At 61.9% G+C, this 26,795-nt stretch carries 19 protein-coding genes and 1 rRNA gene; 13 read left to right on the forward strand and 7 right to left on the reverse strand.

Features of this window, described 5'->3' with window-relative positions:
* Positions 1-119: 119 nt before the first annotated feature.
* From rrf to BBG20_RS25535, 7 genes are all read left to right on the forward strand, one after another.
* Positions 120-235, forward strand: a 5S ribosomal RNA gene (gene rrf / locus BBG20_RS25505).
* Between the two features lie 256 nt (positions 236-491).
* Positions 492-3,944 (forward strand): exodeoxyribonuclease V subunit gamma, encoded by a 3,453-nt coding sequence (gene recC, locus BBG20_RS25510; protein WP_065908395.1) that lies wholly within the window; start codon positions 492-494, stop codon positions 3,942-3,944.
* Complete coding sequence (gene recB / locus BBG20_RS25515; protein ID WP_065908397.1) at positions 3,941-7,615, forward strand: exodeoxyribonuclease V subunit beta; 3,675 nt, start codon at positions 3,941-3,943, stop codon at positions 7,613-7,615. The genes recC and recB overlap by 4 nt, the downstream gene beginning before the upstream one ends.
* Positions 7,612-9,681, forward strand: coding sequence for an exodeoxyribonuclease V subunit alpha (gene recD / locus BBG20_RS25520; protein WP_065908399.1), 2,070 nt, complete (start codon positions 7,612-7,614; stop codon positions 9,679-9,681). Before recB ends, recD begins: the two co-directional genes overlap by 4 nt.
* Before the next feature lie 142 nt (positions 9,682-9,823).
* Complete coding sequence (locus BBG20_RS25525; RefSeq protein WP_065908401.1) at positions 9,824-10,390, forward strand: YfiR family protein; 567 nt, start codon at positions 9,824-9,826, stop codon at positions 10,388-10,390.
* Positions 10,387-11,649 (forward strand): diguanylate cyclase domain-containing protein, encoded by a 1,263-nt coding sequence (locus BBG20_RS25530; protein WP_065908403.1) that lies wholly within the window; start codon positions 10,387-10,389, stop codon positions 11,647-11,649. The genes BBG20_RS25525 and BBG20_RS25530 overlap by 4 nt, the downstream gene beginning before the upstream one ends.
* Positions 11,650-11,653: 4 nt before the next feature.
* Entirely contained in the window at positions 11,654-12,145 is a 492-nt protein-coding gene (locus BBG20_RS25535) for an OmpA family protein (protein ID WP_065908404.1), read from the forward strand.
* Between the two features lie 476 nt (positions 12,146-12,621).
* Here the strand turns inward: BBG20_RS25535 and BBG20_RS25540 are convergent, their stop codons facing one another.
* Positions 12,622-13,569: a LysR family transcriptional regulator gene (locus BBG20_RS25540; RefSeq protein WP_065908407.1), complete on the reverse strand. Its 948-nt coding sequence runs from the start codon at positions 13,567-13,569 to the stop codon at positions 12,622-12,624.
* A gap of 120 nt (positions 13,570-13,689) precedes the next feature.
* Between BBG20_RS25540 and BBG20_RS25545 the strand changes: the two genes are divergently transcribed.
* Together BBG20_RS25545 and mmsB are read left to right on the forward strand one after the other, a co-directional pair.
* Positions 13,690-15,207: a CoA-acylating methylmalonate-semialdehyde dehydrogenase gene (locus BBG20_RS25545; RefSeq protein ID WP_065908408.1), complete on the forward strand. Its 1,518-nt coding sequence runs from the start codon at positions 13,690-13,692 to the stop codon at positions 15,205-15,207.
* Positions 15,208-15,222: 15 nt separating this feature from the next.
* Complete coding sequence (mmsB, locus tag BBG20_RS25550) at positions 15,223-16,110, forward strand: 3-hydroxyisobutyrate dehydrogenase (protein ID WP_065908412.1); 888 nt, start codon at positions 15,223-15,225, stop codon at positions 16,108-16,110.
* Positions 16,111-16,294: 184 nt separating this feature from the next.
* Here the strand turns inward: mmsB and BBG20_RS25555 are convergent, their stop codons facing one another.
* Entirely contained in the window at positions 16,295-16,639 is a 345-nt protein-coding gene (locus tag BBG20_RS25555) for a cupin domain-containing protein (RefSeq protein ID WP_010566207.1), read from the reverse strand.
* Positions 16,640-16,957: 318 nt separating this feature from the next.
* Between BBG20_RS25555 and kynB the strand changes: the two genes are divergently transcribed.
* Positions 16,958-17,608 (forward strand): arylformamidase, encoded by a 651-nt coding sequence (gene kynB, locus BBG20_RS25560; RefSeq protein ID WP_065908417.1) that lies wholly within the window; start codon positions 16,958-16,960, stop codon positions 17,606-17,608.
* The gene (gene kynA, locus BBG20_RS25565) at positions 17,605-18,462 is read left to right on the forward strand and encodes a tryptophan 2,3-dioxygenase (RefSeq protein WP_065908419.1); all 858 of its coding nucleotides are present in this window, start codon (positions 17,605-17,607) and stop codon (positions 18,460-18,462) included. Before kynB ends, kynA begins: the two co-directional genes overlap by 4 nt.
* A 141-nt stretch (positions 18,463-18,603) precedes the next feature.
* Here the strand turns inward: kynA and BBG20_RS25570 are convergent, their stop codons facing one another.
* From BBG20_RS25570 to antA, 4 genes are all read right to left on the reverse strand, one after another.
* The gene (locus tag BBG20_RS25570; RefSeq protein ID WP_065908421.1) at positions 18,604-20,007 is read right to left on the reverse strand and encodes an amino acid permease; all 1,404 of its coding nucleotides are present in this window, start codon (positions 20,005-20,007) and stop codon (positions 18,604-18,606) included.
* Positions 20,008-20,078: 71 nt separating this feature from the next.
* Positions 20,079-21,083 carry an anthranilate 1,2-dioxygenase electron transfer component AntC gene (antC, locus tag BBG20_RS25575; RefSeq protein ID WP_065908423.1) on the reverse strand — a complete coding sequence of 335 codons (1,005 nt, stop codon included), beginning with the start codon at positions 21,081-21,083 and terminating at the stop codon, positions 20,079-20,081.
* Positions 21,084-21,342: 259 nt separating this feature from the next.
* Positions 21,343-21,834, reverse strand: a complete 492-nt coding sequence (gene antB, locus BBG20_RS25580) for an anthranilate 1,2-dioxygenase small subunit (RefSeq protein ID WP_065908425.1) — start codon at positions 21,832-21,834, stop codon at positions 21,343-21,345.
* Positions 21,834-23,225 carry an anthranilate 1,2-dioxygenase large subunit gene (gene antA, locus BBG20_RS25585; RefSeq protein ID WP_065908427.1) on the reverse strand — a complete coding sequence of 464 codons (1,392 nt, stop codon included), beginning with the start codon at positions 23,223-23,225 and terminating at the stop codon, positions 21,834-21,836. The genes antB and antA overlap by 1 nt, the downstream gene beginning before the upstream one ends.
* A 311-nt stretch (positions 23,226-23,536) precedes the next feature.
* Between antA and BBG20_RS25590 the strand changes: the two genes are divergently transcribed.
* Positions 23,537-24,535 carry an AraC family transcriptional regulator gene (locus BBG20_RS25590; protein WP_065908474.1) on the forward strand — a complete coding sequence of 333 codons (999 nt, stop codon included), beginning with the start codon at positions 23,537-23,539 and terminating at the stop codon, positions 24,533-24,535.
* A 139-nt stretch (positions 24,536-24,674) separates the two neighbouring features.
* Here the strand turns inward: BBG20_RS25590 and BBG20_RS25595 are convergent, their stop codons facing one another.
* On the reverse strand, positions 24,675-25,550 hold the full coding sequence (locus BBG20_RS25595) for a LysR family transcriptional regulator (RefSeq protein ID WP_065908428.1): 876 nt from the start codon (positions 25,548-25,550) through the stop codon (positions 24,675-24,677).
* Positions 25,551-25,664: 114 nt separating this feature from the next.
* Here BBG20_RS25595 and BBG20_RS25600 point away from each other — a divergent pair, with 114 nt between their 5' ends.
* Entirely contained in the window at positions 25,665-26,792 is a 1,128-nt protein-coding gene (locus BBG20_RS25600; RefSeq protein ID WP_065908429.1) for a muconate cycloisomerase family protein, read from the forward strand.
* The last annotated feature ends 3 nt before the right edge of the window (positions 26,793-26,795 follow it).

Raw genomic sequence — 26,795 nt, forward strand, 5'->3', positions numbered from 1 at the left:
GATTGCGGTGTGTGAAGACGAAATGAACCGAAAGTTCGACGCTCACAAAACACCGAAAGCTATCACATACCCAATTTGCTGAAGCGAGGCCACATGGTCACGACTCAGTACCCGAATTTCTTGACGACCATAGAGCATTGGAACCACCTGATCCCATCCCGAACTCAGCAGTGAAACGATGCATCGCCGATGGTAGTGTGGGGTTTCCCCATGTGAGAGTAGGTCATCGTCAAGATTAAATTCCAGAACCCCTGTTTGCTAACGCAGACAGGGGTTTTGTTTTGGGCGGTCGAAAATGCGCAGATGCCGTCGCGTAGTGCTAATCCTCCGCTGTTCTATTTGATACACGCGATGCGCGTTAACCGTAGCGTCCCGAGCCTGATACTGTCGCGACAGCCAAAATCTCCCCATATCCTGCATCCCAAGACCGCCAATACCGCCTTCAATGCTAAAGTCGCTCCCTCGATTTTGCTTTTCCCAAGGAAGCCGTTATGCCGGATGCGACGTCCCTCAGCGCTGGATTCATGGTGGTTCACGGCAACCGCCTGGATGAACTGCGCAGCCTGGTTGTCAGCTGGATGCGTCGATATCCGCTTGCGCCCCTGGAAAACGAAATCGCCCTGGTCCAAAGCAACGGCATTGCTCAGTGGCTCAAGTTGGCCTTGGCCGAAGACCCGGAAGAGGACGATATGGGCGGCTGTGGAATCGCGGCTGCCATCGATGTGCAACTCCCCGGCAGTTTCATGTGGCAGCTCTACCGCATGGTCCTGGGCCGTGACGAAATCCCGCCAAAATCCCTGCTCGATAAAGCCCCGCTGACATGGCGCCTGATGCGCCTGCTCCCGGAGTTGATCGATCAACCGCATTTCGAACCTCTGCAGCGTTTCCTCACTCACGACGCCGATCTGCGCAAACGCTACCAACTCGCTGAGCGCCTGGCCGATCTCTTCGACCAATACCAGGTCTATCGTGCCGACTGGCTGGAAGATTGGGCTGCCGGTCGCCATCAGTTGCGTACCGGCCGCGGTGAAACCAAACCCTTGGACCCAGCCAACTGCTGGCAAGCTGAGTTATGGCGCGCGCTGTTGCTGGATGTAGGCGAGGAGGGCATGGCCCAAAGCCGTGCCGGTGTACACCAGCGCTTTATCGAACGCATCAATACCCTTGAGAAAGCCCCATCAGGCTTGCCCTCCCGAGTGATTGTCTTCGGTATTTCCTCGTTGCCCGCCCAAGCTCTGGAAGCGCTCGCCGGCCTGGCGCGGTTCAGCCAAGTGTTGTTATGCGTGCACAATCCATGTCGCCACCATTGGTCCGACATCGTTGCCGACAAAGACCTGCTACGTAACGAATACAAACGCCAGGCGCGTAAAGCCGGCATGCCCGTCACCATCGATCCACAGACCCTTCACCAGCACGCCCATCCGCTGCTGGCGGCCTGGGGTAAACAAGGGCGTGACTACATCAGCCTGCTGGACAGTTACGACGACCCCAATAGCTACCGCGCGGCCTTCCGTGACGGCCGCATCGACCTGTTCAGCGAGAGCGAACCCAGCACCTTGCTCAACCAGCTCCAGGACGACATCCTCGAACTGCGCCCGCTCAACGAAACCCGTGAGCTATGGCCGGCTGTCGACCTGCAGCGTGATACTTCAATACGCTTTCATGTCGCCCACAGTGCCCAGCGTGAGGTCGAAATCCTCCACGACCAACTGCTCCAACGCTTCAGCGCGGACCCTGCGCTGCGCCCGCGTGACATCATCGTCATGGTTCCCGACGTCGACAGCTACGCGCCGCACATCCGTGCCGTATTCGGCCAGTTGGAGCGAACTGATCCACGCTTCATTCCCTTTACCCTCACTGACCAGGGCCAACGTGGCCGCGATCCGCTGCTGATCGCCGTCGAGCACCTGCTGAAGCTACCCGACAGCCGCTTTCCGGTCAGCGAAATCCTTGACCTGCTGGACGTTCCCGCGCTGCGCGAACGCTTCGCCATCAAGGAGCGCGACCTGCCCACACTGCATCGCTGGATCGAGGGTGCCGGTATCCGCTGGGGTCTCAATGCCGAGCAACGTGCTGGCCTCGGCCTGCCCAATGAGCTGGAGCAAAACAGTTGGCGATTCGGCCTGCGCCGCATGTTGCTGGGCTATGCCGTCGGCACGGGTCTCGCCTGCGACGGTATTGAGCCTTACGATGAGATTGGTGGCCTCGACGCCGCGCTGATCGGTCCTTTGGTCGCTCTGCTCGATGCGCTTAATGACGCGCATCAAGCACTGTCGCAACCGGCCGCCCCACACGAATGGGGCGAACGCCTGCAACGCTTGATGCAGTTGTTCTTCCTGCCCAGCAGCGAACACGATGACTTCCTGCTGGGCCAACTCGAACAACTGCGAGAAACCTGGCTGGAAACCTGCGAGTCGGTCGGCCTGTATGACGAGTTACCCCTGACCGTAGTGCGTGAGGCCTGGTTGGCCGGTCTGGATGAGGGCCGTTTGTCCCAACGCTTCCTCGCCGGAGCTGTCAATTTTTGCACCCTGATGCCCATGCGCGCGATTCCGTTCAAGTTGGTCTGCCTGCTTGGCATGAACGACGGCGATTACCCGCGTGCGCAACCGCCGCTGGATTTCGACCTGATGGGCAGCGACTACCGCCCCGGCGACCGTTCACGCCGTGAAGATGACCGTTACCTGCTGCTGGAGGCGCTGCTGTCTGCCCGGGACCAGCTCTACATCAGTTGGGTCGGCCGCAGCATCCGTGACAACAGTGATCGCCCGGCCTCGGTGCTGATCGGCCAATTGCGCGATCATCTCGCCAGCGGCTGGCATAACGCACACACACAAGAGCCGTTGCTCGAAGCGATGACCCAGGAGCATCCGCTCCAACCTTTCAGCGCCCGCTACTTCCATGAAGGCGATGCATTGTTCAGCTATGCGCGTGAATGGCAGTTGCTGCACGCCGCAGTCGAGGCCATTGCCGTAGAGGACGAACTGGCGCCGCACCAGCAAGAAGAACCCTTGAGTCTCGGCCAGCTGCAGGACTTCCTGCGCAACCCGGTCAAACATTTCTTCAGTCAACGTCTGAAGGTGTTCTTTGAAGCCGCTGAGGTGCCGTTGGCGGATGAAGAGCCCTTCGTCCTCGATGCATTACAACGCTACAGCCTGAGCGACAGTCTCTTGAGTGCGGCGCTGAGCCATCCCGATCACCTCGACCAGGCCCTGAATGCCCAAGCCCTGCGCTTGCAAGGCAGTGGCCTGCTGCCAATGGTCGGTTTCGGCGAGTGCCTGCGCAACGAGCTGATTGAGCCATTGCCCGACCTGCTGCAGCGCTATCAGCAGCTTCTGGCGCTCTGGCCGCAGCCCCACACTACCGCCGAACCGATCAGTTTTGAGCATCAAGGTATCCAGCTGGAAGGCTGGATCAGCGGCCTGCATCGACGCAGTGATGGCGGCCTGCTGAGCGTGACCACCATCCCCAACAGCATTGGCTCGATCAAGACGCGCAAATGGCACCGCCTGATTCGGCCCTGGGTCAATCACGTGGTTGCCTGCGCCTGCGGCCTGCCGTTGAGTACAGGGTTGGTGGCCAGCGACGACACCTTGTTGCTGGCCCCATTGGATCCGACCACTGCCCGGGAGATCCTCGCCAACCTGCTTTTGGCCTGGCACCACGGCATGAGCAAGCCTTTGCCCGTGGCGGTTAAAACCGCGTTCGCCTGGCTTGGCCAGACCGATCCGGTCAAGGCCCAGGCCGCTGCCAGCAAGGCCTATGAAGGGGATGGCATGACCACTGATGGCGAACGCCGTGAAACCCCGGCACTCACGCGACAATTCCCCGATTACGCCGCGCTGGTCGCCAGTGAAGAGTTCGAAGGTTGGTGTGAAACCTTGTACCGCCCACTGATTAACGCCGCATGGCGATCTCTCACCCGCGAGGAGGCCGGCGCATGAGCAGCAAACCCTTGGCCCTGGCCTTCCCGCTGCAAGGCAGCCAACTGATCGAAGCCAGCGCCGGCACCGGCAAGACTTTCACTATTTCCGCGCTGTACTTGCGCCTGGTCCTCGGCCACGGTGGTGATGAATGCGGTTTTGGCCGCGAACTGCTGCCCCCACAAATTCTGGTAGTGACCTTCACCGACGCTGCCACCAAGGAGTTGCGCGAACGCATTCGCATCCGCCTGGCAGAAGCGGCACGTTTCTTTCGCGATGAAATACCGCAACCTGATGCCCTGATTGCCGAGCTGCGTGATCAATACCCGCCTGAGCAGTGGCCCGCCTGCGCCAATCGCCTAGACATCGCCGCCCAGTGGATGGACGAAGCTGCTGTTTCGACCATCCACAGTTGGTGCCAGCGCATGCTGCGCGAGCACGCGTTCGACAGCGGCAGCCTGTTCACTCAAACCCTGGAAACTGACCACAGTGATCTGCTTGGCGAAGTCTTGCGCGATTACTGGCGGTTGTTCTGTTACCCGATGCATGACGACGCGCTCAATTGGGTGCGCAACAACTGGGGCGGCCCTGCTGCCTTGATGCCACGGGTACGCGCCTTGTTCGGCAGTGAACGACCCACGGATGAAGCCCGTGAACCTGCCGAGTTGATCAACGCCTGCCTTCAGGAGCGTCGAGCAGCGCTGTTACACCTCAAGGCGCCCTGGCAGCAATGGGCCGCCGAGCTGCGTGACATCTGCCTGCAGGCCGTGGCCGCCAAAGCCGTCGACGGCCGCAAGATGCAGGCGCGTTACTTCGAACCCTGGTTCGAAAAGATCAGCGCCTGGGCCGCTGACGAAACCCTTGAGCAACTGGACATCGGCACTGGCTTCAGCCGCCTGACGCCCGACGGCATGGCCGAAGCCTGGAAGGGCGCCCCGCCGCAGCACCCCGGTATCGACGCCATGGCTGGCCTCAAAGCTGAGCTCGACGCACTGCCAACGCCTGACGCGGCGGTGTTGCAGCATGCTGCCGGTTGGGTGGGTAAACGCTTCGAAGAAGAAAAACGCCGTCGCGCCGAAATGGGCTTCGACGACATGCTGATTCGTCTCAACGCCGCCCTCCAGGCCGACGGTGGCGAGCGCCTGGCCAGTGTGATCCGCGAGCAGTTCCCGGTGGCGCTGATCGACGAATTCCAGGACACCGATCCGGTGCAATACAGCATCTTCGACAGTATCTACCGCATCGAAGAAAACCACCTCGACAGCGGCTTGTTCCTGATCGGCGACCCCAAGCAGGCGATCTATGCCTTTCGTGGTGCCGACATCTACACCTACTTGCGTGCGCGCCAATCCACCACCGGCCGCCATCACACCCTGGGCACCAACTTCCGCTCCAGCCACGCGATGGTCGAGGCGGTGAACCACGTGTTTCAACGTGCGGAAACTGGCCGTGGCGCCTTCCTGTTCCGCGAGCCGGACGGCCAGAACCCGGTACCGTTCCACTCGGTGCTGTCCCAAGGCCGCAAGGAGCAATTGCAGATCGACGGCCAAGCAGTGCCAGCGATGAACCTCTGGCACCTGCCCACCGATCAGCCGGTTTCCAACGCGGTGTACCGCCAGCAACTGGCCGCGGCCTGCGCCACGCAGATTGTTGAACTGCTCAATGGCGGTCAGCAAGGCACAGCCGGTTTCCTACATCCGGAGGCGGGTTTTAAAGGCGTGCTGCCGTCAGACATCGCCATCCTGGTGCGCGATGGCAAGGAAGCCCAAGCCGTGCGCGCCGAGCTGGCCGCCCGGGGCGTGCGCAGTGTTTACCTCTCGGACAAGGACTCAGTGTTCGCCGCCCAGGAAGCCCATGACCTGCTGGCCTGGCTCAAGGCCTGTGCCGAGCCGGACGTCGAGCGCCCGCTGCGAGCTGCCTTGGCGTGTGTCACCTTGAACCTATCGCTGCCGGAGTTGGAGCGTCTGAATCAGGACGAGCTGGCGTGGGAATCCCGTGTCATGCAGTTCCGTGGTTACCGCGCCATCTGGCGCACCCAGGGCGTGCTGCCGATGCTGCGTCGCCTGCTGCACGATTTCAAACTGCCGCAAACCCTGATCGCTCGCAGCGACGGCGAGCGGGTGCTGACCAACCTGCTGCACCTCAGCGAATTGTTGCAACAAGCCGCTGCGGAACTGGATGGCGAACAGGCGCTGATTCGCCATCTGGCCGAACACCTCGCCTTGTCGGGACAGGCCGGCGAAGAACAGATCCTGCGCCTGGAAAGTGATGAACAACTGGTCAAGGTCGTGACCATCCATAAGTCCAAGGGGCTGGAGTACGACCTGGTTTTCCTGCCCTTCATCTGCTCGGCCAAGCCCGTGGACGGCAGCCGCTTGCCGCTTCACTACCACGACGAGCAGGGTAAATCCCACGTGAGCCTGCGGCCGACCGCCGAGTTGATTGCCCTGGCTGACGACGAGCGCCTGGCCGAAGACCTGCGTTTGTTCTACGTCGCCTTGACCCGCGCCAAACACGCCTGCTGGCTGGGTGTCGCCGACCTCAAGCGTGGCAACAGCAGCAGTTCGGTGCTGCACTTGTCGGCGCTGGGCTATTTGCTCGGCGCGGGTTCGTTGCTGGGCGAATCTGCCGGCCTGGCGCGCTGGTTGCTGGACCTGCAGGAAGGCTGCCCCGCGATTCACTACGCCCACGTGCCCGAAGCTCAAGCCATCCTGTTCCACCCGCCGCGTAACGAAGCCACGCTGCTTGCGCCGTTGCTGCCCAAACGCAAGGCCGCGGAAAACTGGTGGATCGCTTCCTACAGCGCCTTGCGTATTGGCGACAGCATGAGCGCCGCCAGCCTCGAAGCGCCGGAAAGCCCACAAGCCCAGAAGCTGTTTGATGACGAGCGCCTCGACCCCGACGCACCGCGCGAAGTGGCGGCATCCGGCGGTGATATTCACCGTTTCCCACGTGGCCCGAACCCAGGCACCTTCCTCCATGGCCTGTTGGAGTGGGCCGGCGAAGATGGTTTCAACGTAACGCCCGAGGCGATCGAAAAAGCCGTGGGCGCGCGTTGCAATCGGCGCAACTGGGAGGGCTGGATCGTCACCCTCAGCGACTGGCTCGGTCACTTGCTGCAAACCCCGTTGCCCGTGGATAACGGCCAGGTCAGCCTCAGTGGCTTGCAGCACTACCAGATCGAAATGGAGTTCTGGTTCGCCAGCCACAAGGTCGATGTACTCGCCCTCGACAAGCTGGTGTGCCAGTACACCCACAACGGCGTGTCTCGCGTCGCCGCCGAACCGGTGTTGCTCAACGGTATGTTCAAGGGGTTTATCGACCTGACTTTCGAACACGATGGTCGCTATTACGTGGCTGACTACAAATCCAACTGGCTCGGTCCTGACGATTCGGCCTACACCCAAGCCGCCATGGAACAGTCGATCCTCGAGCATCGGTACGACCTGCAATACGTACTTTACCTGCTGGCCCTGCATCGCCAGCTCAAGGCGCGCCTGCCGGACTACGACTACGACCGCCATGTCGGCGGCGCCCTCTACCTGTTCCTGCGCGGTACGCAGGCCGCCAGCCAGGGCGCGTATTTCACTCGGCCACCGCGTGAATTGATCGAAGGCCTGGATCTGTTGTTCCAGGGCAAGCCCATCCCGCCCAAGGTTGAGCCCGCCTGGGAACAAGGAGTGTTGTTATGAGCCTGTCGCCATTGCCGTTGGAGGAACTGGCGCCCCTCAGCCGCGCCGCCGACCTGCTGCAACTCTTGGAACGTTGGGTGGCGCGTGGCTGGTTGCGCGCCCTCGACAAAGCCTTCGTCGGCTTCCTGCATGAACTCGACCCGCAGGCCGACCCCCTGGTGCTGCTGGCGGCCGCGCTGACCAGCCACCAATTGGGCCACGGCCATGTCTGCCTGGACCTGTTCGAGACCCTGAAAGCGCCGGACTTCGCCTTGTCCTTGCCGCCCGAAGGCGATCTGCAGACCACCGCCATGCTGCTGCCGTCGCAGTTGCTCGAAGGTCTGGACGGCGCCCATTGGTGCCATGCCCTGGCTGCCAGCGGCCTGGTCGCGTTGGCCGTCGATGGCAGTGAATCAGCCCAAAGCCGCCCGTTAGTACTGTCCGGCAAGCGCCTGTATTTGCGCCGCTACTGGACCTATGAACGGCGTATCGACACGGCACTGCGCCAGCGCCTCGCCACCCAGGAAAGCGTCGCTGCCGATTTGCCCCAGCGTTTGAATGGCTTGTTCGACCAGCCCGCGCCCGAGGGTGTGATCGACTGGCAAAAACTCGCCTGCGCCCTGGCGACTCGCGGGGCATTCAGCATCGTCACCGGTGGTCCCGGTACCGGCAAGACCACCACCGTGGTGCGCCTGCTCGCGTTGTTGCAGGCGCCTGCGGTGGAAGTCGGCACACCGTTGCGCATCCGCCTGGCCGCACCCACCGGTAAAGCCGCCGCACGGCTTACCGAGTCCATCAGCCAGCAAGTACTGTCGCTGAAAGTGCCCGAAAGCGTGCGGGAAAAAATCCCGACCCAGGTCACCACGGTTCACCGCCTGCTGGGCAGCCGCCCGGGTACTCGGCATTTCCGTCATCACCTGGGCAATCCACTGCCGTTGGATGTGCTGGTGGTGGACGAGGCGTCGATGATCGACCTGGAGATGATGGCCAACCTGCTCGACGCCTTGCCGCCCCATGCGCGGCTGGTGCTGCTGGGGGACAAGGACCAACTGGCGTCGGTGGAGGCGGGCGCCGTACTCGGCGATTTGTGCCGCGACGCCGAGGCCGGTTGGTACAGCTCCGAGACGCGTCAGTGGCTGCAAGCGGTCAGCGGCGAAGACCTCGATGCCAGCGGCCTGCAGGAAGACCTCGATGGCAGCCACCCGCTGGCCCAGCAGGTGGTGATGCTGCGTTACTCGCGGCGTTTCGGCGAGGGCAGTGGCATCGGACAATTGGCGCGCTGGGTCAACCAGCAGAATGCCGAAGAAGCGCGCAAGTTGCTGGCCGCGCGCAGCCATCGCGACCTGTTCTGCGTCAGCCTCAAGGGCGAACACGACCACGCCCTGGAGCGGCTGGTACTGGACGGGCAGGGCGATGGCGCCGAAGGTTATCGCTATTACCTCAACCTGCTGCACAGCGCGCGCCCGTCCCTGGATACTCCACGCGAGGACGCCGCCTGGACCCACTGGGCGCAACAACTGTTGCAAGCCTTCGACGCCTTCCAGTTGCTTTGTGCCGTGCGCAAGGGACCGTGGGGGGTGGAAGGCCTCAACCTGCGCATCACCGCGGCCTTGCGCAAGGTGCGGCTGATCGAAGGTGACGAGCAATGGTACGAAGGCCGCCCGGTGCTGATGACTCGCAACGATTACGGCCTGGGCTTGATGAACGGCGATATCGGCATCGCTCTCAAACTGCCCGAAAGCGACGGGGGGCCGCAGGTATTGCGCGTGGCCTTCCCGCGCAATGATGGCCAGGGCGGTGTGCGTTTTGTACTGCCAAGCCGTCTGAATGATGTCGAAACCGTGTACGCCATGACCGTGCACAAGTCCCAAGGCTCGGAATTCACCCACACGGCGCTGATCCTGCCGGACGCATTGAACCCGGTGCTCACTAAAGAGCTGATCTATACCGGGATCACCCGCGCCAAGCGCTGGTTCAGCCTGATCGAACCCCGTGGCGGCGTGTTTGAAGAAGCGGTACGACGCAAGGTCAAGCGCTTGAGCGGGTTGATGCTGGAACTGGGTCAGGAGACGGAAAAAACTGACTGACAGGTCATGCGATATTTCTAATTCAGTCGCCTGATTTTTCTGAAAAAATAGCGGCCCCCGCGAAAGCCTCGCTTCACGGGGTTTTCCGTTGCTGTGCTATCGTTGCGGCATCACTTTGTACACACCTGAGAGAAATCGCTGCATGAACGTGGCTGTCTCGCCCACAGAGCGCCGTATGAGCTGGGGACGCCTGTTGCTGGTGGCGGTTCTGTGCCTGCTCGCGCCCGGCGCCTTTGCCCAGGCGTCCAGCCCCGCCGACTCCCGGGCCCAGGCGGTGACCCAAGTAGTGCTGGGTATCCTCAGTTACGCGCGTTGGCCGGTGGAGCCTGCGCAATTGCGCCTGTGCATCGTCGGGCCGACCCAATACACCGACGACTTGGTCAAGGGCACCACCCAAGCCACCGGCCGCCCGGTGGTGGTGCAGCGCCTGCTCGCCGACCACCCTGATATCGTCAATAGTTGTGACGCCGTTTACATCGGCAAGCTCAGCGGCGATGAGCGCAGTCGTCTGTTCGCTTCGTTGATCGGGCACCCGGTGCTGAGCATCAGCGAAGGCGGCGACCAGTGCACGGTCGGCAGCTTGTTCTGCCTGCGGGTCGGCGATGATCAGGTGTCGTTCGAGGTCAATCTCGACTCCGTGGCGCGCAGCGGCGTGCGCATTCACCCCAGCGTGCTGCAATTGTCCCGCCGTCGAGCGCTTGCGCCATGAAGGTCGATAAGGTGCGACCGACGCTGCGCTCGGTCATCGGCCGGGGGCACCTGATCCTCGCGCTGGTGGCGGTGAGCCTGGCCAGTGTGTCGCTGACCCTGCTCGGCGTGCTGGCGCTGCGCGTGTACGCCGAGCACAACCTGCATTTGATCGCACGCTCGATCAACTACACCGTAGAAGCGGCGGTGGTGTTCAACGACAGCGCGGCGGCCACCGAGGCCCTCAGCCTGATCGCCTCCACCGAAGAGGTGGCCCAGGCCGAAGTGCTGGATGTCAACGGCAAGCTGCTGGCGCAGTGGACGCGTCCGGAAACCGGCATGCTCTCACGGCTTGAACTGGAGCTGGCGCACACCCTGCTCGAACAGCCCATCAGCCAGCCGATCCTGCACCAGGGGCGCACCATCGGCAGCATTCATGTCACCGGCCATGGCGGCAGCCTGTTGCGCTTCCTGCTGAGTGGGCTGGCGGGGATCCTGATCTGTACCGCCCTCAGTGCGTGGGTGGCCTTGCACTTGGCGCGGCGTCTGTTGCGCGGCATTACCGAGCCGCTGCAACGCCTCGCAGCCGTGGCCCATGCCGCCCGCAGCGAGCGCGACTTCGACCGTCGCGTGCCGCCCGCGCGGATCGCCGAACTCGACAGCCTGGGCAGCGACTTCAATGCGTTGCTCGGTGAAATGGAAGCCTGGCAAAGCCACCTGCAAAGCGAGAACGAAACCCTTGCCCACCAGGCCAACCACGACAGCCTCACTGGCTTGCCCAACCGGGCGTTTTTCGAAGGTCGGCTGATTCGTGCCTTGCGCAGCGCGGCGAAGGTCAAGGAGCAGGTCGCGGTGCTTTACCTCGACAGCGACCGCTTCAAGGAAATCAATGACAGCTTTGGCCATGCCGCAGGCGATGCCGTCCTCGTGGCCGTCGCTGAACGCGTGCGGGCACAACTGCGCGAAGATGACCTGGTCGCGCGCCTGGGTGGCGATGAGTTCGCCATCCTGCTGGCGCCGTTGCATAAAGTGGAAGACGCCCAGCGCATCGCCGACAAGATTATCGCCAGCATGGACGTGCCGATTGCCGTGCCCGGGAATACCCAGGTGTTGACCTCCCTCAGTATCGGCATTGCCATCTACCCCGATCATGGCGCCACGCCCGGCACCTTGCTCAATGCCGCCGATGCAGCGATGTACCAGGCCAAACGGCAGGCCCAGGGCGGCCAGCAAACGGCGGAGTCGGAGAGCCCTGCCGTCAATGTTCAACACAGGAGTTGATCCCTTGTTTTCGACCGCGCGTTTTATCTTCATCACCGTGCTGGTGTCACTGCTGGCTCTCAGCGGTTGCCAGACCGCCCCATCCAAAGGCTTGACCCCGGCCCAGGTCGCCGTGCTCAAGCAACAAGGCTTTGAGCTGACCGACGAGGGTTGGGCTTTCGGTCTGTCCGGCAAGGTGTTGTTTGGCAGCGACGTCGAAACCCTCAACCAGCCCAGTACCGAGATCGTCCAGCGTATCGGCAAGGCCCTGCTCGGCGTGGGCATCGAGCGCGTGCGCGTCGACGGCCATACCGACGCTTCGGGCAAGGAAACCTACAACCAGCAACTGTCCTTGCGCCGCGCCAAGAGCGTGGCCACGGTGCTGATCGGTGTGGGCATGAAGGAAGAGAACATCCAGCTGCGCGGGTTGGGCAGCAGCGAGCCAGTGGCGTCGAACGCGACGGCGGCGGGACGTACGGAGAATCGGCGGGTGTCGATTGTGGTGAGTGCGGACTAAGCGGGTTTTCCACCTGCACTGCATTCAAAGTGTGGGAGCCGGGCTTGGCTGCGATGGCGGTGTATCAGTCAAGGTTAAGCTGGCTGACCCACCGCCTTCGCAGGCAAGCCAGCTCCCACACTTATTTGCGTCTGACCAAAATCTTGCACCCGCTGCAGCTCCCACACTTATTTGCGTCTGACCAAAATCTTGCACCCGCTGCAGCTCCCACACTTATTTGCGTCTGACCAAAATCTTGCACTCGCCGCAGCTCCCACACTATTTGTGTCTGACCAAAACCTTGCATCCGCCGCAGCTCCCACACTATTTGTGTCTAACCAAAATCTTGCATCCGCCGCAGTTCAAATGTGGGACCTGGCTTGGCTGCGATAGCGGTGTATCAGTCAAGGCTAAGCTGGCTGATACACCGCTATCGCAGGCAAGCCAGCCCCCACATTTATTTTGCAGTGCGCTCGCTGCAACACCGCGCGCACCCCTTAATCTGCAAACTTGATCTCCCGCGTCTCCCCCATCAATAAGCCCTGGTTCTGTTCCGTCACCTCGCGGATGTAATCCCACAGCAAGGTGATCCGTTTCAACTTGCGCAAGTCTTCCCGGCAATACATCCAGAACTGCCGAGTCAGTGTGATCTGCTCCCCCAGCACCGGCAGCAACCGAGGGTCCTGCGCCGCCAGGAAGCACGGCAATATCGCCATCGACCGGCCTTGCTGCGCTGCCACGTACTGGGCAATCACGCTGGTACTGCGCAGGCTGGCGCTGGCGCCGGGCACCACGTTCGCCAGGTAGAGCAGCTCGGAGCTGAACGCCAGGTCATCCACATAGCTGATAAACGGGTGCTCGGCCAAATCCGTGGGTTTGCGGATCGGTGGGTGCTGGTCGAGGTATTCCTGGGTCGCATACAGCTGCAGTTTGTAGTCACACAGTTTGCAGCACACGTAGGGCCCGTGTTCCGGGCGTTCCAGGGCGATGACAATGTCGGCTTCGCGCTTGGACAGGCTGATGAAGTGGGGCAGGGGCAGGATGTCCACCGAGATCGCCGGGTAAGTGTCGACGAAATGGCTGAGCTGCGGGGTGACAAAAAAACTGCCGAAGCCTTCGGTACAGCCCATGCGCACATGCCCGGACAGTGCCACGCCGGAGCCGGACACCTGCTCGCAAGCCATGTGCAGGGTGCTCTCGATGGACTCGGCGTACCCCAGCAAACGTTGGCCCTCGGTGGTGAGGACGAAGCCGTTGGTCCGAGATTTTTCGAAGAGCAAAGTACCCAGCGACACTTCCAGTGAGCTGATGCGCCGCGACACCGTGGTGTAGTCCACCGCCAGGCGCTTGGCCGCGACGCTGGCCTTGCGGGTGCGGGCCACTTCGAGGAAAAACTTCAGGTCGTCCCAGTTCAGGGAGCCCAATGATGTGATGTTTTTTTGCATATTGGACCGGCTTTTATGTGCGTTCTTATTAGAGATTTGCACATCTATACTCCAAAAACGCCTCATTCCCAAGGCGATTCACGCGCCTTGTCTCTGCATAACTACAAGATTGGAGACCACATGAACGCATCTGCCGATATTTCCGTGCAACAGGTCAAGCTGCTGATCAACGGTGAATGGGTCGAGTCCAAGACCACCGAGTGGCACGACATCGTCAACCCGGCCACCCAGCAAGTGCTGGCCAAAGTGCCGTTTGCCACTGCCGATGAAGTGAATGCCGCCATCGACGCAGCCCATCGCGCCTTCCAGACCTGGAAGTTGACCCCGATCGGCGCGCGCATGCGCATCATGCTCAAGCTGCAAGCCTTGATCCGCGAACATTCCAAACGCATCGCCGCAGTCCTCAGCGCCGAGCAGGGCAAGACCATTGCCGATGCCGAGGGCGATATTTTCCGTGGCCTGGAAGTGGTGGAGCACGCGTGCTCCATCGGCACCCTGCAAATGGGCGAATTCGCTGAAAACGTCGCCGGTGGCGTCGACACCTACACCCTGCGCCAACCCATCGGCGTGTGTGCCGGCATTACCCCATTCAACTTCCCGGCGATGATTCCACTGTGGATGTTCCCGATGGCGATCGCCTGCGGTAACACCTTCGTCCTCAAGCCGTCCGAGCAGGACCCGCTGTCGACCGTGCTGCTGGTGGAGCTGGCGCTGGAAGCCGGCGTACCGGCCGGCGTGCTCAACGTGGTCCACGGCGGCAAAGACGTGGTGGATGCGCTGTGCACCCATAAAGACATCAAGGCCGTGTCCTTCGTCGGTTCGACCGCCGTCGGCACGCATGTTTATGACCTGGCCGGCAAACACGGCAAGCGCGTGCAGTCGATGATGGGCGCCAAGAACCACGCCGTGGTGCTGCCCGATGCCAACCGCGAACACACCCTCAATGCGCTGGTCGGTGCCGGTTTCGGCGCAGCGGGCCAGCGTTGCATGGCCACCTCTGTGGTGGTGTTGGTCGGTGCCTCCAAACAATGGCTGCCGGACCTCAAGGCGCTGGCGCAAAAACTCAAGGTCAATGCCGGCAGCGAGGCCGGTACCGATGTCGGCCCGGTGATTTCCAAACGCGCCAAGGCGCGCATCCTCGAGCTGATCGAAAGCGGTGTGAAAGAAGGCGCCAAGCTCGAGCTGGACGGCCGCGACATCAAGGTGCCGGGCTTTGAGCAAGGCAACTTTGTCGGCCCGACCCTGTTCTCGGGCGTGACCACGGACATGCAGATCTACACTCAGGAAATCTTCGGCCCGGTGCTGGTGGTGCTCGAAGTCGCGACCCTCGACGAGGCCATCGCGCTCGTCAACGCCAACCCGTTCGGCAACGGCACCGGTCTGTTTACCCAGAGTGGTGCGGCGGCGCGTAAATTCCAGAGCGAAATCGACGTGGGCCAGGTCGGCATCAACATCCCGATCCCCGTGCCGGTGCCGTTTTTCAGCTTCACCGGTTCGCGTGGCTCCAAGCTCGGCGACCTCGGCCCGTACGGCAAGCAAGTGGTGCAGTTCTACACCCAGACCAAAACCGTCACCAGCCGCTGGTTCGACGACGACACGGTCAACGATGGCGTCAACACCACCATCAACCTGCGCTGATTCCGGGAGACGACCATGAAGATTGCATTTATCGGCTTGGGCAACATGGGCGCGCCCATGGCCCGCAACCTGATCAAGGCCGGCCACGCGCTGAACCTGTTTGACCTGAACCAGGCCGTGCTCAAGGAATTGGCCGAGCTGGGCGGCACTATCAGCGATTCACCCCGCGATGCGGCGAAAGACGCCGAGCTGGTGATCACCATGCTGCCGGCGGCCGCACACGTACGTAGCGTGTGGCTGAATGAAGACGGCGTACTCGCCGGTATCGGCCAAGGCGTGCCGGCGGTGGATTGCAGCACCATCGACCCGCAGACGATCCGCGACGTAGCGGCTGCGGCGGCCAAGCAAGGTGTGGTCGTGGCTGACGCCCCAGTCTCCGGTGGCACCGGCGGCGCCAGTGCCGGCACCCTGACCTTCATGGTCGGCGGCACCCCTGAACTGTTCGCCACCCTGCAACCGGTGCTGGCGCAGATGGGTCGTAACATCGTGCACTGCGGTGAGGTCGGCACCGGGCAAATCGCCAAGATCTGCAACAACCTGCTGCTCGGTATCAGCATGGTCGGCGTCAGCGAAGCCATGGCGCTGGGCGATGCGCTGGGGATCGACACCCAAGTGCTGGCCGGCATCATCAACAGCTCCACCGGACGTTGCTGGAGTTCCGACACCTACAACCCATGGCCGGGCGTGATTGAAACCGCGCCGTCATCGCGCGGCTACACCGGCGGCTTTGGCGCCGACCTGATGCTCAAGGACCTTGGCCTTGCGACCGAGGCTGCACGCCAAGCCAAGCAGCCCGTCATCCTGGGCGCCGTGGCCCAGCAGTTGTATCAATCGATGAGCCAGCGCGGGGAGGGGGGCAAGGACTTCTCGGCGATCATCAACAGCTATCGCAAACCCAAATAACCTTGTAAGGGGACCTCCTGTGGCGAGCGGGCTTGCCCCGCGTTGGGCTGCGCAGCAGCCCTAAAGGAAAACGCCGCGATCTTCCTGGAAGATCGCGGCGTCTGGATCAGGGCTGCTGCGCAGCCCAACGCGGGGCAAGCCCGCTCGCCACAACAATGTCAAAGTTGCCCGCTTTGGAAGCGATTTAAGCAAACACAAAATACTTACGCACCGTCTCGACCACTTCCCACGTCCCCTTCATCCCCGGTTCCACCACAAAGATATCCCCAGCCCGCAAATGGATCGGTTCCAGGCCTTCTGGGGTGATCACGCAGTAGCCCTCCTGGAAATGGCAGTATTCCCACTTCACGTATTCGACGTACCACTTGCCTGGTGTGCAGATCCAGGTGCCCATGATCTTGCTGCCGTCTTCGCTGGTGTAGGCGTTGAGGTTGACGGTGTGCGGGTCGCCTTCGAGTTTTTCCCATTTGCAGGCATCCAGGACCGGCAGGGGATGGGTGTCGCGCAGTACGGTGATGGGCTTGGACATGATGACTCCGAGGCAGTGAATGCAAAGATGCACCCTAAGGCCTTGGGCGTCGTGCCAGTGGTCTGAACTCGACATCGGGATGCCCAGAAGCGCAAGTCCCGCGCAATACAAAACCCTGTAGGCGCCGGCTTGCCGGCGATGGGCCCCGTAGGAACGCCATCGCCGGCAAGCTGGCGCCTACATTTGAAATATCCAATCACAAATACGGCAATTCCTCGCAGTAAGTACGAAAGAAATCCCGCCTGGCGCTGGAATTCGCAAGAAAATTCACAGCTGGCCCTCGTATCATTCACCCCAGTAACCGCCGAGAGCCTTGAAATGAATCCAATAAAAACGTGGTGGGACATCAGCCCGCCCTTGAGTACGGCGACCCCGACCTGGCCGGGCGATACGCCGTTCCAGGAAGAGCGCGTCTGGCAGTTCGGTCCGGAATGCCCGGTGAATGTCGGGCGCATTACCTTGTCGCCGCACACCGGCGCGCACGTCGATGCGCCGCTGCATTACAGCGCGGACGGCGCGCCGATTGGCGAGGTGTCGCTGGATGTCTACATGGGGCCGTGCCGGGTCCTGCATTGCCTGGACAGCGGCGCGCTGGTGCAACCGCATCAGTTGGACGGGCGTGTGGATAACCTGCCAGAGCGCGTGCTCTTGCGTACTTATCCACACGCGCCGCTGACCGAATGGGATTCGAATTTCACCGCCATCGACCCGCAAACCATCGAGTTGCTGGCGAGCCTCGGCGTGCGGCTGGTCGGGATCGACACGCCGTCCCTCGATCCGCAGCAATCCAAGACCATGGATTCGCACAACGCCGTGGCCCGTCATGGCATGGCGATTCTTGAAGGCATCGTGCTCGATGACGTACCGGAGGGCGACTATGAATTGATCGCGCTGCCGTTGCGCTTTGCCAACCTCGACGCGAGCCCGGTCCGCGCCATTCTCCGCCCGCTCAAGGAGCCCACGCGATGAGCCAATGTCCCTTCTCTGCTGATTATCAACCGCCGGAAGAATGGCATAACGCCGAGCTGAATTTTTCCGAGTCCATGAGCTATGGCGACTACCTGGACCTGGGTAAAGTCCTCAGCGCCCAGCACCCGCTGTCGCCGGACCACAACGAAATGCTGTTCATCATCCAGCACCAGACGTCTGAGCTGTGGATGAAACTGATGCTCCACGAACTCAAGGCCGCCCGCGAACATGTGCGCCTTGGCGAGTTGCCGCCGGCGTTCAAGATGCTGGCGCGGGTGTCGCGGATTTTCGATCAACTGGTGCACGCCTGGGCGGTGCTGGCGACGATGACGCCGTCGGAGTACAAGGCGATCCGTCCGTTCCTGGGTCAGTCGTCGGGGTTCCAGTCGTTCCAGTACCGCGAGATCGAATTTATCCTCGGCAATAAAAGCGCGGCGCTGTTGCGTCCTCACGCGCATCGGCCGGAGTTGTTGAACGAGTTGAAAGTGGCGATTGCCACGCCGTCGCTGTATGACGAGGCGGTCAACCTGATGGCCAAGGCGGGCCTGGCGATTGACCCCAAACGCGCCGAACGTGACCCGACGGCGGCCACGGTTCACGATGAATCGGTGGAAGCCGCGTGGCGTGAGGTGTACCGCGATCCGAGCCGCTATTGGGATTTGTATCAGTTGGCCGAGAAGTTCATCGACCTGGAGGATTCGTTCCGCCAGTGGCGCTTCAGGCATGTGACGACGGTGGAACGGATTATCGGCTTCCAGCCCGGTACCGGTGGTACTGAAGGCGTGGGGTATCTGCGCAAGATGCTCGACACCGTGCTGTTCCCCGAGCTGTGGCGAGTGCGTTCCACGCTATGAAAAAAGCCCCGGATAACCGGGGCTTTTTCATTTGGAATGCAATCAACAGTGGGAACGGGCTTGCCTGCGATGCGGTGTGTCAGCCACCACAGCCATCGGCTGACCCACCGCCATCGCGGGCAAGCCCGGCTCCCACAGCTATCACTGTGCGTTGACTGGCGCGTTACTTCTGCGGACCCGCATCCGATACGCGATGTAGATAATCCCCACCCACACCGGCATCGCATACACCGACTCACGAATGCCCGGGATCGCCAGCATCACGCTGACGATCATCAGCATGAACGCCAGGCACAGGTAGTTGCTGAACGGGAACCAGAAGGTCTTGAACGACGGCACCACACCTTGCTCGCCCATGGCCTTGCGGAACTTGATATGGGTGATGCTGATCAGCGCCCAGTTGATCATCAGCGAGGCAACCACCAGCGCAAACAGCAACTCCAGCGCACTCTGGGGCGCCACGTAGTTGACCACCACGCACAGCATCGTCACCAACGCCGAAATGGCCAGGGCACGCAACGGCACGCCTTGTTTGTTGAGCTTCATCAGCGCCTTGGGTGCATCCCCCTGCTCGGCCAGGCCGAACAGCATGCGGCTGTTGCAGTACACGCCGCTGTTGTACACCGACAGCGCCGCGGTCAGGACCACGAAGTTGAGGATGTGCGCCGCGGTGTCGTTGCCGATCAGCGAGAAGATCTGCACAAACGGGCTGCCGCTGTAGGCATCGCCCGACGCGCCGAGGGTTTGCAGCAATTGGTCCCAGGGGTACAGCGACAACAGCACAGTCAGTGCGCCGACGTAGAAAATCAGGATCCGGTACACCACCTGGTTGATCGCCTTGGGGATCACCTTGCGCGGCTCGCTGGCCTCGGCGGCAGTGATGCCCACCAACTCCAGGCCACCGAACGAGAACATGATGAACGCCATGGACATCAACAGCCCCATGCCGCCATTCGGGAAGAACCCGCCGTGGCTCCACAGGTTAGTGATCGAGGCCTGCGGGCCGCCGGTACCGCTGAACAGCAGGTAGCAGCCGAGCACGATCATGCCGACGATCGCCACCACCTTGATGATCGCGAACCAGAACTCGGCTTCACCGAAGAATTTCACGTTGAGGGTGTTGATCAGGTTCACCGCGACAAAGAACACGAGCGCACTGACCCAGGTCGGAATCTCCGGCCACCAGAACTGGATGTACTTGCCCACGGCCGTGAGTTCGGCCATGCCCACCAGTACGTAGAGCACCCAGTAGTTCCAGCCCGCCAGGAAGCCTGCGTAACCGCCCCAGTATTTGTGCGCGAAGTGGCTGAAGGAACCGGCCACCGGCTCTTCGACGATCATTTCGCCGAGCTGGCGCATGATCAGGAACGCGATGAAACCGGCAATCGCATAGCCGAGGATCATCGACGGCCCCGCCGACTTGAGCACGCCCGCCGAGCCGAGGAACAGCCCCGTGCCAATCGCCCCTCCCAAGGCGATCAGCTGAATATGCCGGTTCTTCAAGCCCCGCTTGAGGCCTACCGGGTTAACCATGTCATCCGCCATTAACATTCCCTTCTACTTGTTTTTCTCAGGGTTGATTGCACGCCGCACCAGCCCCTCAGAAGTGCTGAGGGTCAGATATTACTCTGCGTGAACTTTTCGTAATACAGCTGAACGCCATCAAGTGCCTGATCTGCCAGCCATTGCTGGATGGATTCGACCATTGGAGGGGGGCCGCACACGTACATATCTGCCGATCTGTCCCGCAATTCGGCCAGGTCGAAATGTTCGGTGAGGTAACCGCGCTTGCCGGGCCACGCCGGCGATGGGTTGCTCAGCACTTCGGTGTAGCGAAAATCGAGGGTGGAGGCGTATTGGTCGATACGTTCGGCCTCGCACAGATCCTCGGCACCGCGTACGCCGTAATACAGGTGTACCGGTTGGTCACAGCCGCTGGCAACCAGTTCATCGAGCATGCCCAGCAAGGCCGACAACCCGGTGCCGCCAGCGACCAGCACCAGCGGCTTGGTCACGTGACGCAGGTAAAAAGCGCCCAGCGGCGCTTCCATCAAAAGGCGGTCACCTACCTGGCAGCGCTCACGCAGGTAATTGCTCATCACGCCGTCGGGCAACAGGCGGACCAGGAACTGCAGCTGATTGCCGGGCCGGTTGGCGAAGGAATACGAGCGCCAGCTGTCGGTGCCGGGAACGGACAGGCGCGCGTACTGGCCGGGCAGAAAATCCAGCGACGCGTCCAGCTGAACCTGCAGGATCGCTGTGCTGGCGGACACCAACTGCACCGCGCTCACTGTGCCTTGCAGCTGTACCGGGCCGGGCGCATTGCACAGGCTCGAATCAAAGTCGAAGTAGAACGTCGCGTCGGATTGCACCCGGGTCTGGCAACTGAGCATCTTGCGTTGCTGCAGGTCGAGGCCGGAGAGGGCTTCCTCGTCCACATAATCCTGGGTGTACTCGCCGGACTCGCAACGGCCCTGGCACGTGCCGCATACGCCTTCGCGGCAATCCAGGGGGATCTTGATGCCGTTGCGCAGCGCCGCATCCAACAGGATCTCGTGGGCGCCCACCGGGAAAAACAGGGTCTTGCCATCGGCGAAGCTGAAGGCCACTTTGTGATTCATGTGTTGGTCTCCGCAGAGTCATGAGCGTGTCGAGTGCGCCTGTCGTGGCGAGCGGGCTTGTCCCGCGTTGGGGCGTGCAGCGGGTCCTGGTCCAGGCACCGTTGTTTGACTGAAGAGATGCGGTGACTGTATTGGGGCCGCTGCGCGCCCCAACGCGGGGCAAGCCCGCTCGCCACAACAAGCCCGCTCGCCACAACAAGCCCGCTCGCTACAACAATCCTGCTCAGCACAACAATCCTGCTCGCCACAACAAGCGCGTTTAGAGGTGATAGAAATCCAGCACCGAGTTGATGGTGTCGTTGAGCAGCAACGCGTGCTTGCGGGTGATCAGCCAACTGTCGCCATGGGGTTTGAGGCGGTAGGTGGCGTGCCCGTAGAACTGCTCCGAGGTGGCCAGGCGATAGAACAGCGTGTGCCAGTTCAGGCGCACTTCCAGCGTGCCGTCCGCCTGCTCGTTGATGCGCACGTTATTGATCAGGTGCAAGGTGCGCGGCATCGGCGTGGCGGATGCCGCCTTGCCGGTGCGCAGGCGGAAAACGCGGTCCTCCAGGCCCGAACGGTTGGCGTAGTAGATCAGCGACATCTCGCGCTTGGGGTCGCGGGTGTAGACGTGTTCGGAGTCCCATTGCGGCAGATGGAATTCACTCTGGGGGTCGAACAGCTCTACATAGGCGTCCCAGTCCTGGGCATCGCAGAGCTCGGATTTACGGTAGAAAAACTGCTCGATCTGGTACTGCAATGGCGCGCTCATCATTTCACCTCCCGCAGTTTCAACGCGTGTCGATCAAGGCCGTCGAGCAGGAACTGCTGCCAGTTGCGGTGCTGGTTGACGTACAAGCCTTCGTGGGTGAATTCGGTGCCGGTCATGGCCGGCTGGATGCCGATAGCCTCGCTGTTCGGCGTCGGGCCGGTCTCCCAGCGGTGGCTGCCACGCGAGATGTCGCTCCAGCGCTCCAGGCGGCCCTGGAAGCCACGCTGGGCTTCGCGGAACTCCACGAGGTCGTCCGGTGTGCCCATGCCGGACACGTTGAAGAAATCCTCGAACTGGCGGATGCGGTTCTCGCGGTCGGCGTCGGACTCGCCCTTCACCCCCAGGCACTGGCTGATGATCTCGGTCTTGTTCCACGCCACCGGGCGGATGATGCGCAGCTGTGAGCTGATCTGGTCGAGGAAGAACAGGCTCGGGTAGATGTTCAGGTTGCGCAGGCGGTGCATCATCCACTCGGCTTTTTGCTGGCCGTGCTCTTCGACCAGGCGCGGCATGATCGTGGCGTAGCCGGAGCGCACGCTGGGGTTGGGCATGTCGCTGAACAGCACGCTGTGCCCGTTGTTGAAAGCGAACCAGCCGTCATCGGTATTCGCGTCGCCGGCGCCGAGCTTGCTGTAGTCCAGGGTGCTGGCGGACCCGCTGCCGTTCTCGGTATTGACCTGCTGGCGATGCTGCACCGTGGCTACGTAGTTATAGTGCACGGTGCTGACGTGGTAGCCGTCCAGGCCGTTTTCGTTTTGCAGCTTCCAGTTGCCGTCGTAGGTGTAGGCGGACTTGCCCGGCAGCACTTCCAACTCACCGGTGGCGGACTGCGCGACCATCATGTCGAAGAACACTTTGGCATCGCCCAGGAACGCTTCCAGGCTGTCCGTGCCGTGCACGTCCAAGCTGATGAATACGAAGCCCTTGTAGCTGTCGATGCGTGCCTTTTTCAAACCGCGCGTGGCCTTGTCGAAACCTTCCGGGTATTCCCCCGGCGCCTTGACCTTCACCAGCCGGCCGTCACTCTTGTAGCACCAGGCGTGGAACGGGCAGGTGAAGGTGGACTGGTTGCCCTTGCCAACCCGGGTCAGGGTGGTACCGCGATGCTGGCAGGCGTTGATCAGCGCATTCAGTTGGCCTTCGCCGTCGCGGGTGATGATCATCGGCTGGCGCCCGGCGCGCATCGTCACAAAGTCGTGGTTATTCGCCAGTTCGCTTTCGTGGCAGGCGTAGATCCAGTTCTTCTCGAAGATCAGTTCCATCTCCAGGTCGAACAGCTCCGGCTCGGTGAACATGTCGCGGGCGATACGGAACACGGCATCGGCCGGGCGAAAATCCAGGCAGCTTTCGATAAAGCTTTTCCATTGCTCGACGCTTCTTGCACCACTCATGGGAGGCACCTTTTGATAATGGCTAAACAGGTGGGCCATTAAGAGGCTGCGACGCGGCGAGGGGCTATCCGGTTAATGGGCAAAGGCAGGCCGCAAAGTTGGGCAGCAAATACCCACGGCGGTGCAGGGCGGTGACGTGATGCGCTACTGTCTTGCAAGGTGAGGGTCGAAAAAGCCGGCGGCTTATCCACTTAGTCGACGGTTGCTATCCACCCAGTGGCAATACGGCTGGCGTGGCGTAAAACTTGCTGTCGATCAACCAGGACGCGCCGTCAGAGCGCGCCGGCCACAATTGCCGTGGGTGCCCCGTGATGAGTAGCAATACACGCGATATACGTATCGAGCGTTTCGACCTTGAAGGCGCCTGCAGCTGGATGTCCGGCATCTGCGGGCCGCACCGGCTGCAAACCGCGACGCCGGAGCGCATCCGCTTTCACCACAGTGCCAATGTGTTCAAGTCCCGCGCCACGACGCTGGGGATTATCGAATACGGCACCGATGTCACCATTGATATCGAGGACGCCGAGCACTTCAGCAGCTACAGCCTGACCCTGCCGCTGGTGGGCGAGCAGGAGCTGAGCAAGAACGGCAAACGGCTCATGTCCAACCGTGACCAGGGCGTGATCATCTCGCCAAACGAACATCAGGTGCTGGAAATCTCGGGCGACTGCCGCAAGCTGCAGGTGGTGATCACCCGCGCGGCCATGAGCGAGTCGCTGGAAGGCTTGCTGCAACGGCCGATTGAGGCGCCGCTACGCTTCGAAGCGGTGATGGATGCAGTCGACGGCGCTTCTGCGTCGTGGTGGCGCATGGCGCGGTATTTCATCGCCGAGTTGGAGCGCAGCAGTGAGCTGTATGACCAGGCGGCGTTTACCCGGGACCTGGAAAGTTCGCTGATCAAGGGCTTGATCCTGGCCCAGCCGAACAACTACTCCGAAGAGCTGCGGGACATGCTGGGCGTGAAGCTGCCGCACTATTTGATCCGCGCCCGGCAGTACATCCACGACAACGCCCGCGAAGCGGTGCACCTGGAGGATCTGGAAGCGGCGGCCGGGGTGTCGCGTTTCAAGCTGTTCGACGCCTTTCGCAAATACTTCGCCCTGTCGCCCATGGCCTACCTGAAGAAATACCGCCTGGGCGCGGTGCGCCAGCAAATCCTCGAACACGGCTCAACCCACACCATCTCCGAAATCGCCCTGGGCTGGGGGTTTACCCACCTGGGCCGATTCTCGGCCGAGTACCGCAAGCTGTTCGATGAATCCCCTAGCCAGACCCTGCAACGCAACGACGCCCGGCGCATGCGTGGATGAATACCTTACTCAAAAACAACGGAGATCAACTGTGGGAGCGGGCTTGCTCGCGAATGCGGTGCATCAGCCAACTCATTCGGTGACTGACACTGCGCATTCGCGAGCAAGCCCGCTCCCACATTGGATGTGTGGTGTTCTTTTAGATCAACTCTTCCACCAGTTGCAGGCAATGACTGAGCCCCGGCGACTGATCATTCACCCGCCGGCTGAGGATGATCGGCGACGTCGCGGTGGCTTCCACAATCGGCGTGTAGCCGATGTCCGCGCGGTGCAGCACCTGCACCGAGGCCGGTACCAGCGTCACGCCCATGCCCGCGCCGACCAGGCCGATGGCGGTCTGCAATTCGTTGGTCCACTGCGCCACCTTGAGGCTCAAGCCGTGCGCATCGAACAACGCAATCACATGGTCGGCATAGCTGGGGCGCGGGTTGCCGGGGTACAGCACGATTGGCTCGGCGGCCAGTTGGGCAAGGGTGGCGGGCGCCTCGAGCAGAGGATGGCCGGCGGGCAGTACGGCCACCAGGCGGTCCTCCACCAGCACGCGCTGGACGATGGCCGGGTCGTCGATGCGGATACGCCCGAAACCCACATCAATGCGCCCGGCCTTGAGCGCTTCGACCTGCTGCAGGGTGGTCATCTCCGACAAGCCCAACTCCAGCTCCAGCGCGTCATGGTTGCGCAGGCGCCGGATCAGTTCGGGCAGCACGCCATACAGCGTCGACGGGGCAAAGCCGATGCCCAGCCAGGTCTTTTCACCCTGGCCAATGCGCCGGGTGTTGTCGCAGACCTTGCCCAATTGTTCGAGCAACACATTGGCGTGCTCATAGAAAAACCGCCCGGCTTCGGTCAGCCGCAGGGGCCGGCCGCGTTCGAGCAGGACCACGCCCAACTCATCCTCCAGTTGCTGGATCTGCCGGCTCAACGGCGGCTGGGCGATGTGCAGGCGTTCGGCGGCGCGGGTGAAGTTGAGGGTTTCCCCCAACACCTGGAAATAGCGCAGATGACGCAGTTCCATGACGGCTCCTTTCATACCTTGAGGGTATTGTGCGAGACCCATTCTATATTGGAAGCCTCGAAAAATAGGGTACAGAATCGGCCAAAACCAATAAAGAACCCAACGGGTATTGCCATGCCGATTTGCGCCATCGAGTCGATCGACACCGTCATCGTCGACCTTCCTACCATCCGCCCGCACAAGCTGGCGATGCACACCATGCAAAACCAGACCCTGGTGATCATCCGCGTGCGCTGCGCCGACGGCATCGAGGGCATCGGTGAAGCCACCACCATTGGCGGCCTGAGCTACGGCAACGAGAGCCCCGACAGCATCAAGGTCAACATCGACCGCCATTTCGCACCGCTGCTGATCGGCCAGGACGCGAGCAATATCAACGCGGCGATGCTGCGCCTGGAGCGCAGTATTCGCGGCAACACCTTTGCCAAGTCAGGTATTGAAAGCGCCTTGCTCGACGCCCTGGGCAAGCGCCTGGACCTGCCGGTCAGCGAGCTGCTCGGGGGCCGCGTGCGCGATGCCTTGCCGGTGGCCTGGACCCTGGCCAGCGGCAACACCGAACAGGACATTGCCGAGGCCGAAAAGATGCTCGACCTGCGTCGCCACCGCATCTTCAAGTTGAAGATCGGTGCCGGTGAAGTCGGGCGCGACCTGGCCCATGTCATCGCGATCAAGAAAGCGTTGGGCGAGCGCGCCAGTGTGCGCGTCGACGTCAACCAGGCATGGGACGAAGCCGTGGCCCTGCGCGCGTGCAAGGTGCTCGGCGACCACGGTATCGACCTGATCGAACAGCCGATCTCGCGCAACAACCGTAGCGGCATGGCCCGGCTCAACCTGTCCAGCCCGACGCCGATCATGGCGGATGAATCCATCGAGTGCGTGGAGGATGCCTTCAACCTGGCCCGCGAAGGCGCGGCGTCGGTGTTCGCGCTGAAGATCGCCAAGAACGGCGGCCCCCGCGCGGTGTTGCGCACGGCGGCGATTGCCGAGGCCGCGGGGATCGGCCTCTACGGCGGCACCATGCTCGAAGGCGGCATCGGCACCCTGGCCTCGGCGCATGCCTTCCTGACCTTGAACACGCTGGCGTGGGACACCGAACTGTTCGGCCCCTTGTTGCTCACCGAAGACATCCTGGTCGAGCCACCGGTGTACCGCGATTTCCAGTTGCATGTCTCCACCGCTCCGGGCCTGGGCCTGGCCATCGATGAAGAGCGCCTGGCGTTCTTTCGTCGTGACAAACACTAAGAG

This window comes from Pseudomonas aylmerensis (assembly GCF_001702265.1).
GTDB classification, from domain to species: Bacteria; Pseudomonadota; Gammaproteobacteria; order Pseudomonadales; family Pseudomonadaceae; genus Aquipseudomonas; species Aquipseudomonas aylmerensis.

Bases quoted from the DNA above. Each gene is read 5' to 3' on its own strand.
- recD (WP_065908399.1), top strand. From the start codon at position 7,612: ATGAGCCTGTCGCCATTGCCGTTGGAGGAACTGGCGCCCCTCAGCCGC.
- BBG20_RS25545 (WP_065908408.1), top strand. From the start codon at position 13,690: ATGAACGCATCTGCCGATATTTCCGTGCAACAGGTCAAGCTGCTGATC.
- mmsB (WP_065908412.1), top strand. From the start codon at position 15,223: ATGAAGATTGCATTTATCGGCTTGGGCAACATGGGCGCGCCCATGGCC.
- BBG20_RS25595 (WP_065908428.1), bottom strand. From the start codon at position 25,550: ATGGAACTGCGTCATCTGCGCTATTTCCAGGTGTTGGGGGAAACCCTC.
- BBG20_RS25555 (WP_010566207.1), bottom strand. From the start codon at position 16,639: ATGTCCAAGCCCATCACCGTACTGCGCGACACCCATCCCCTGCCGGTC.
- BBG20_RS25530 (WP_065908403.1), top strand. From the start codon at position 10,387: ATGAAGGTCGATAAGGTGCGACCGACGCTGCGCTCGGTCATCGGCCGG.
- kynB (WP_065908417.1), top strand. From the start codon at position 16,958: ATGAATCCAATAAAAACGTGGTGGGACATCAGCCCGCCCTTGAGTACG.
- antC (WP_065908423.1), bottom strand. From the start codon at position 21,083: ATGAATCACAAAGTGGCCTTCAGCTTCGCCGATGGCAAGACCCTGTTT.
- antB (WP_065908425.1), bottom strand. From the start codon at position 21,834: ATGAGCGCGCCATTGCAGTACCAGATCGAGCAGTTTTTCTACCGTAAA.
- recC (WP_065908395.1), top strand. From the start codon at position 492: ATGCCGGATGCGACGTCCCTCAGCGCTGGATTCATGGTGGTTCACGGC.
- BBG20_RS25600 (WP_065908429.1), top strand. From the start codon at position 25,665: ATGCCGATTTGCGCCATCGAGTCGATCGACACCGTCATCGTCGACCTT.
- recB (WP_065908397.1), top strand. From the start codon at position 3,941: ATGAGCAGCAAACCCTTGGCCCTGGCCTTCCCGCTGCAAGGCAGCCAA.
- antA (WP_065908427.1), bottom strand. From the start codon at position 23,225: ATGAGTGGTGCAAGAAGCGTCGAGCAATGGAAAAGCTTTATCGAAAGC.
- BBG20_RS25525 (WP_065908401.1), top strand. From the start codon at position 9,824: ATGAACGTGGCTGTCTCGCCCACAGAGCGCCGTATGAGCTGGGGACGC.
- BBG20_RS25540 (WP_065908407.1), bottom strand. From the start codon at position 13,569: ATGCAAAAAAACATCACATCATTGGGCTCCCTGAACTGGGACGACCTG.
- BBG20_RS25590 (WP_065908474.1), top strand. From the start codon at position 23,537: ATGAGTAGCAATACACGCGATATACGTATCGAGCGTTTCGACCTTGAA.
- kynA (WP_065908419.1), top strand. From the start codon at position 17,605: ATGAGCCAATGTCCCTTCTCTGCTGATTATCAACCGCCGGAAGAATGG.
- BBG20_RS25570 (WP_065908421.1), bottom strand. From the start codon at position 20,007: ATGGCGGATGACATGGTTAACCCGGTAGGCCTCAAGCGGGGCTTGAAG.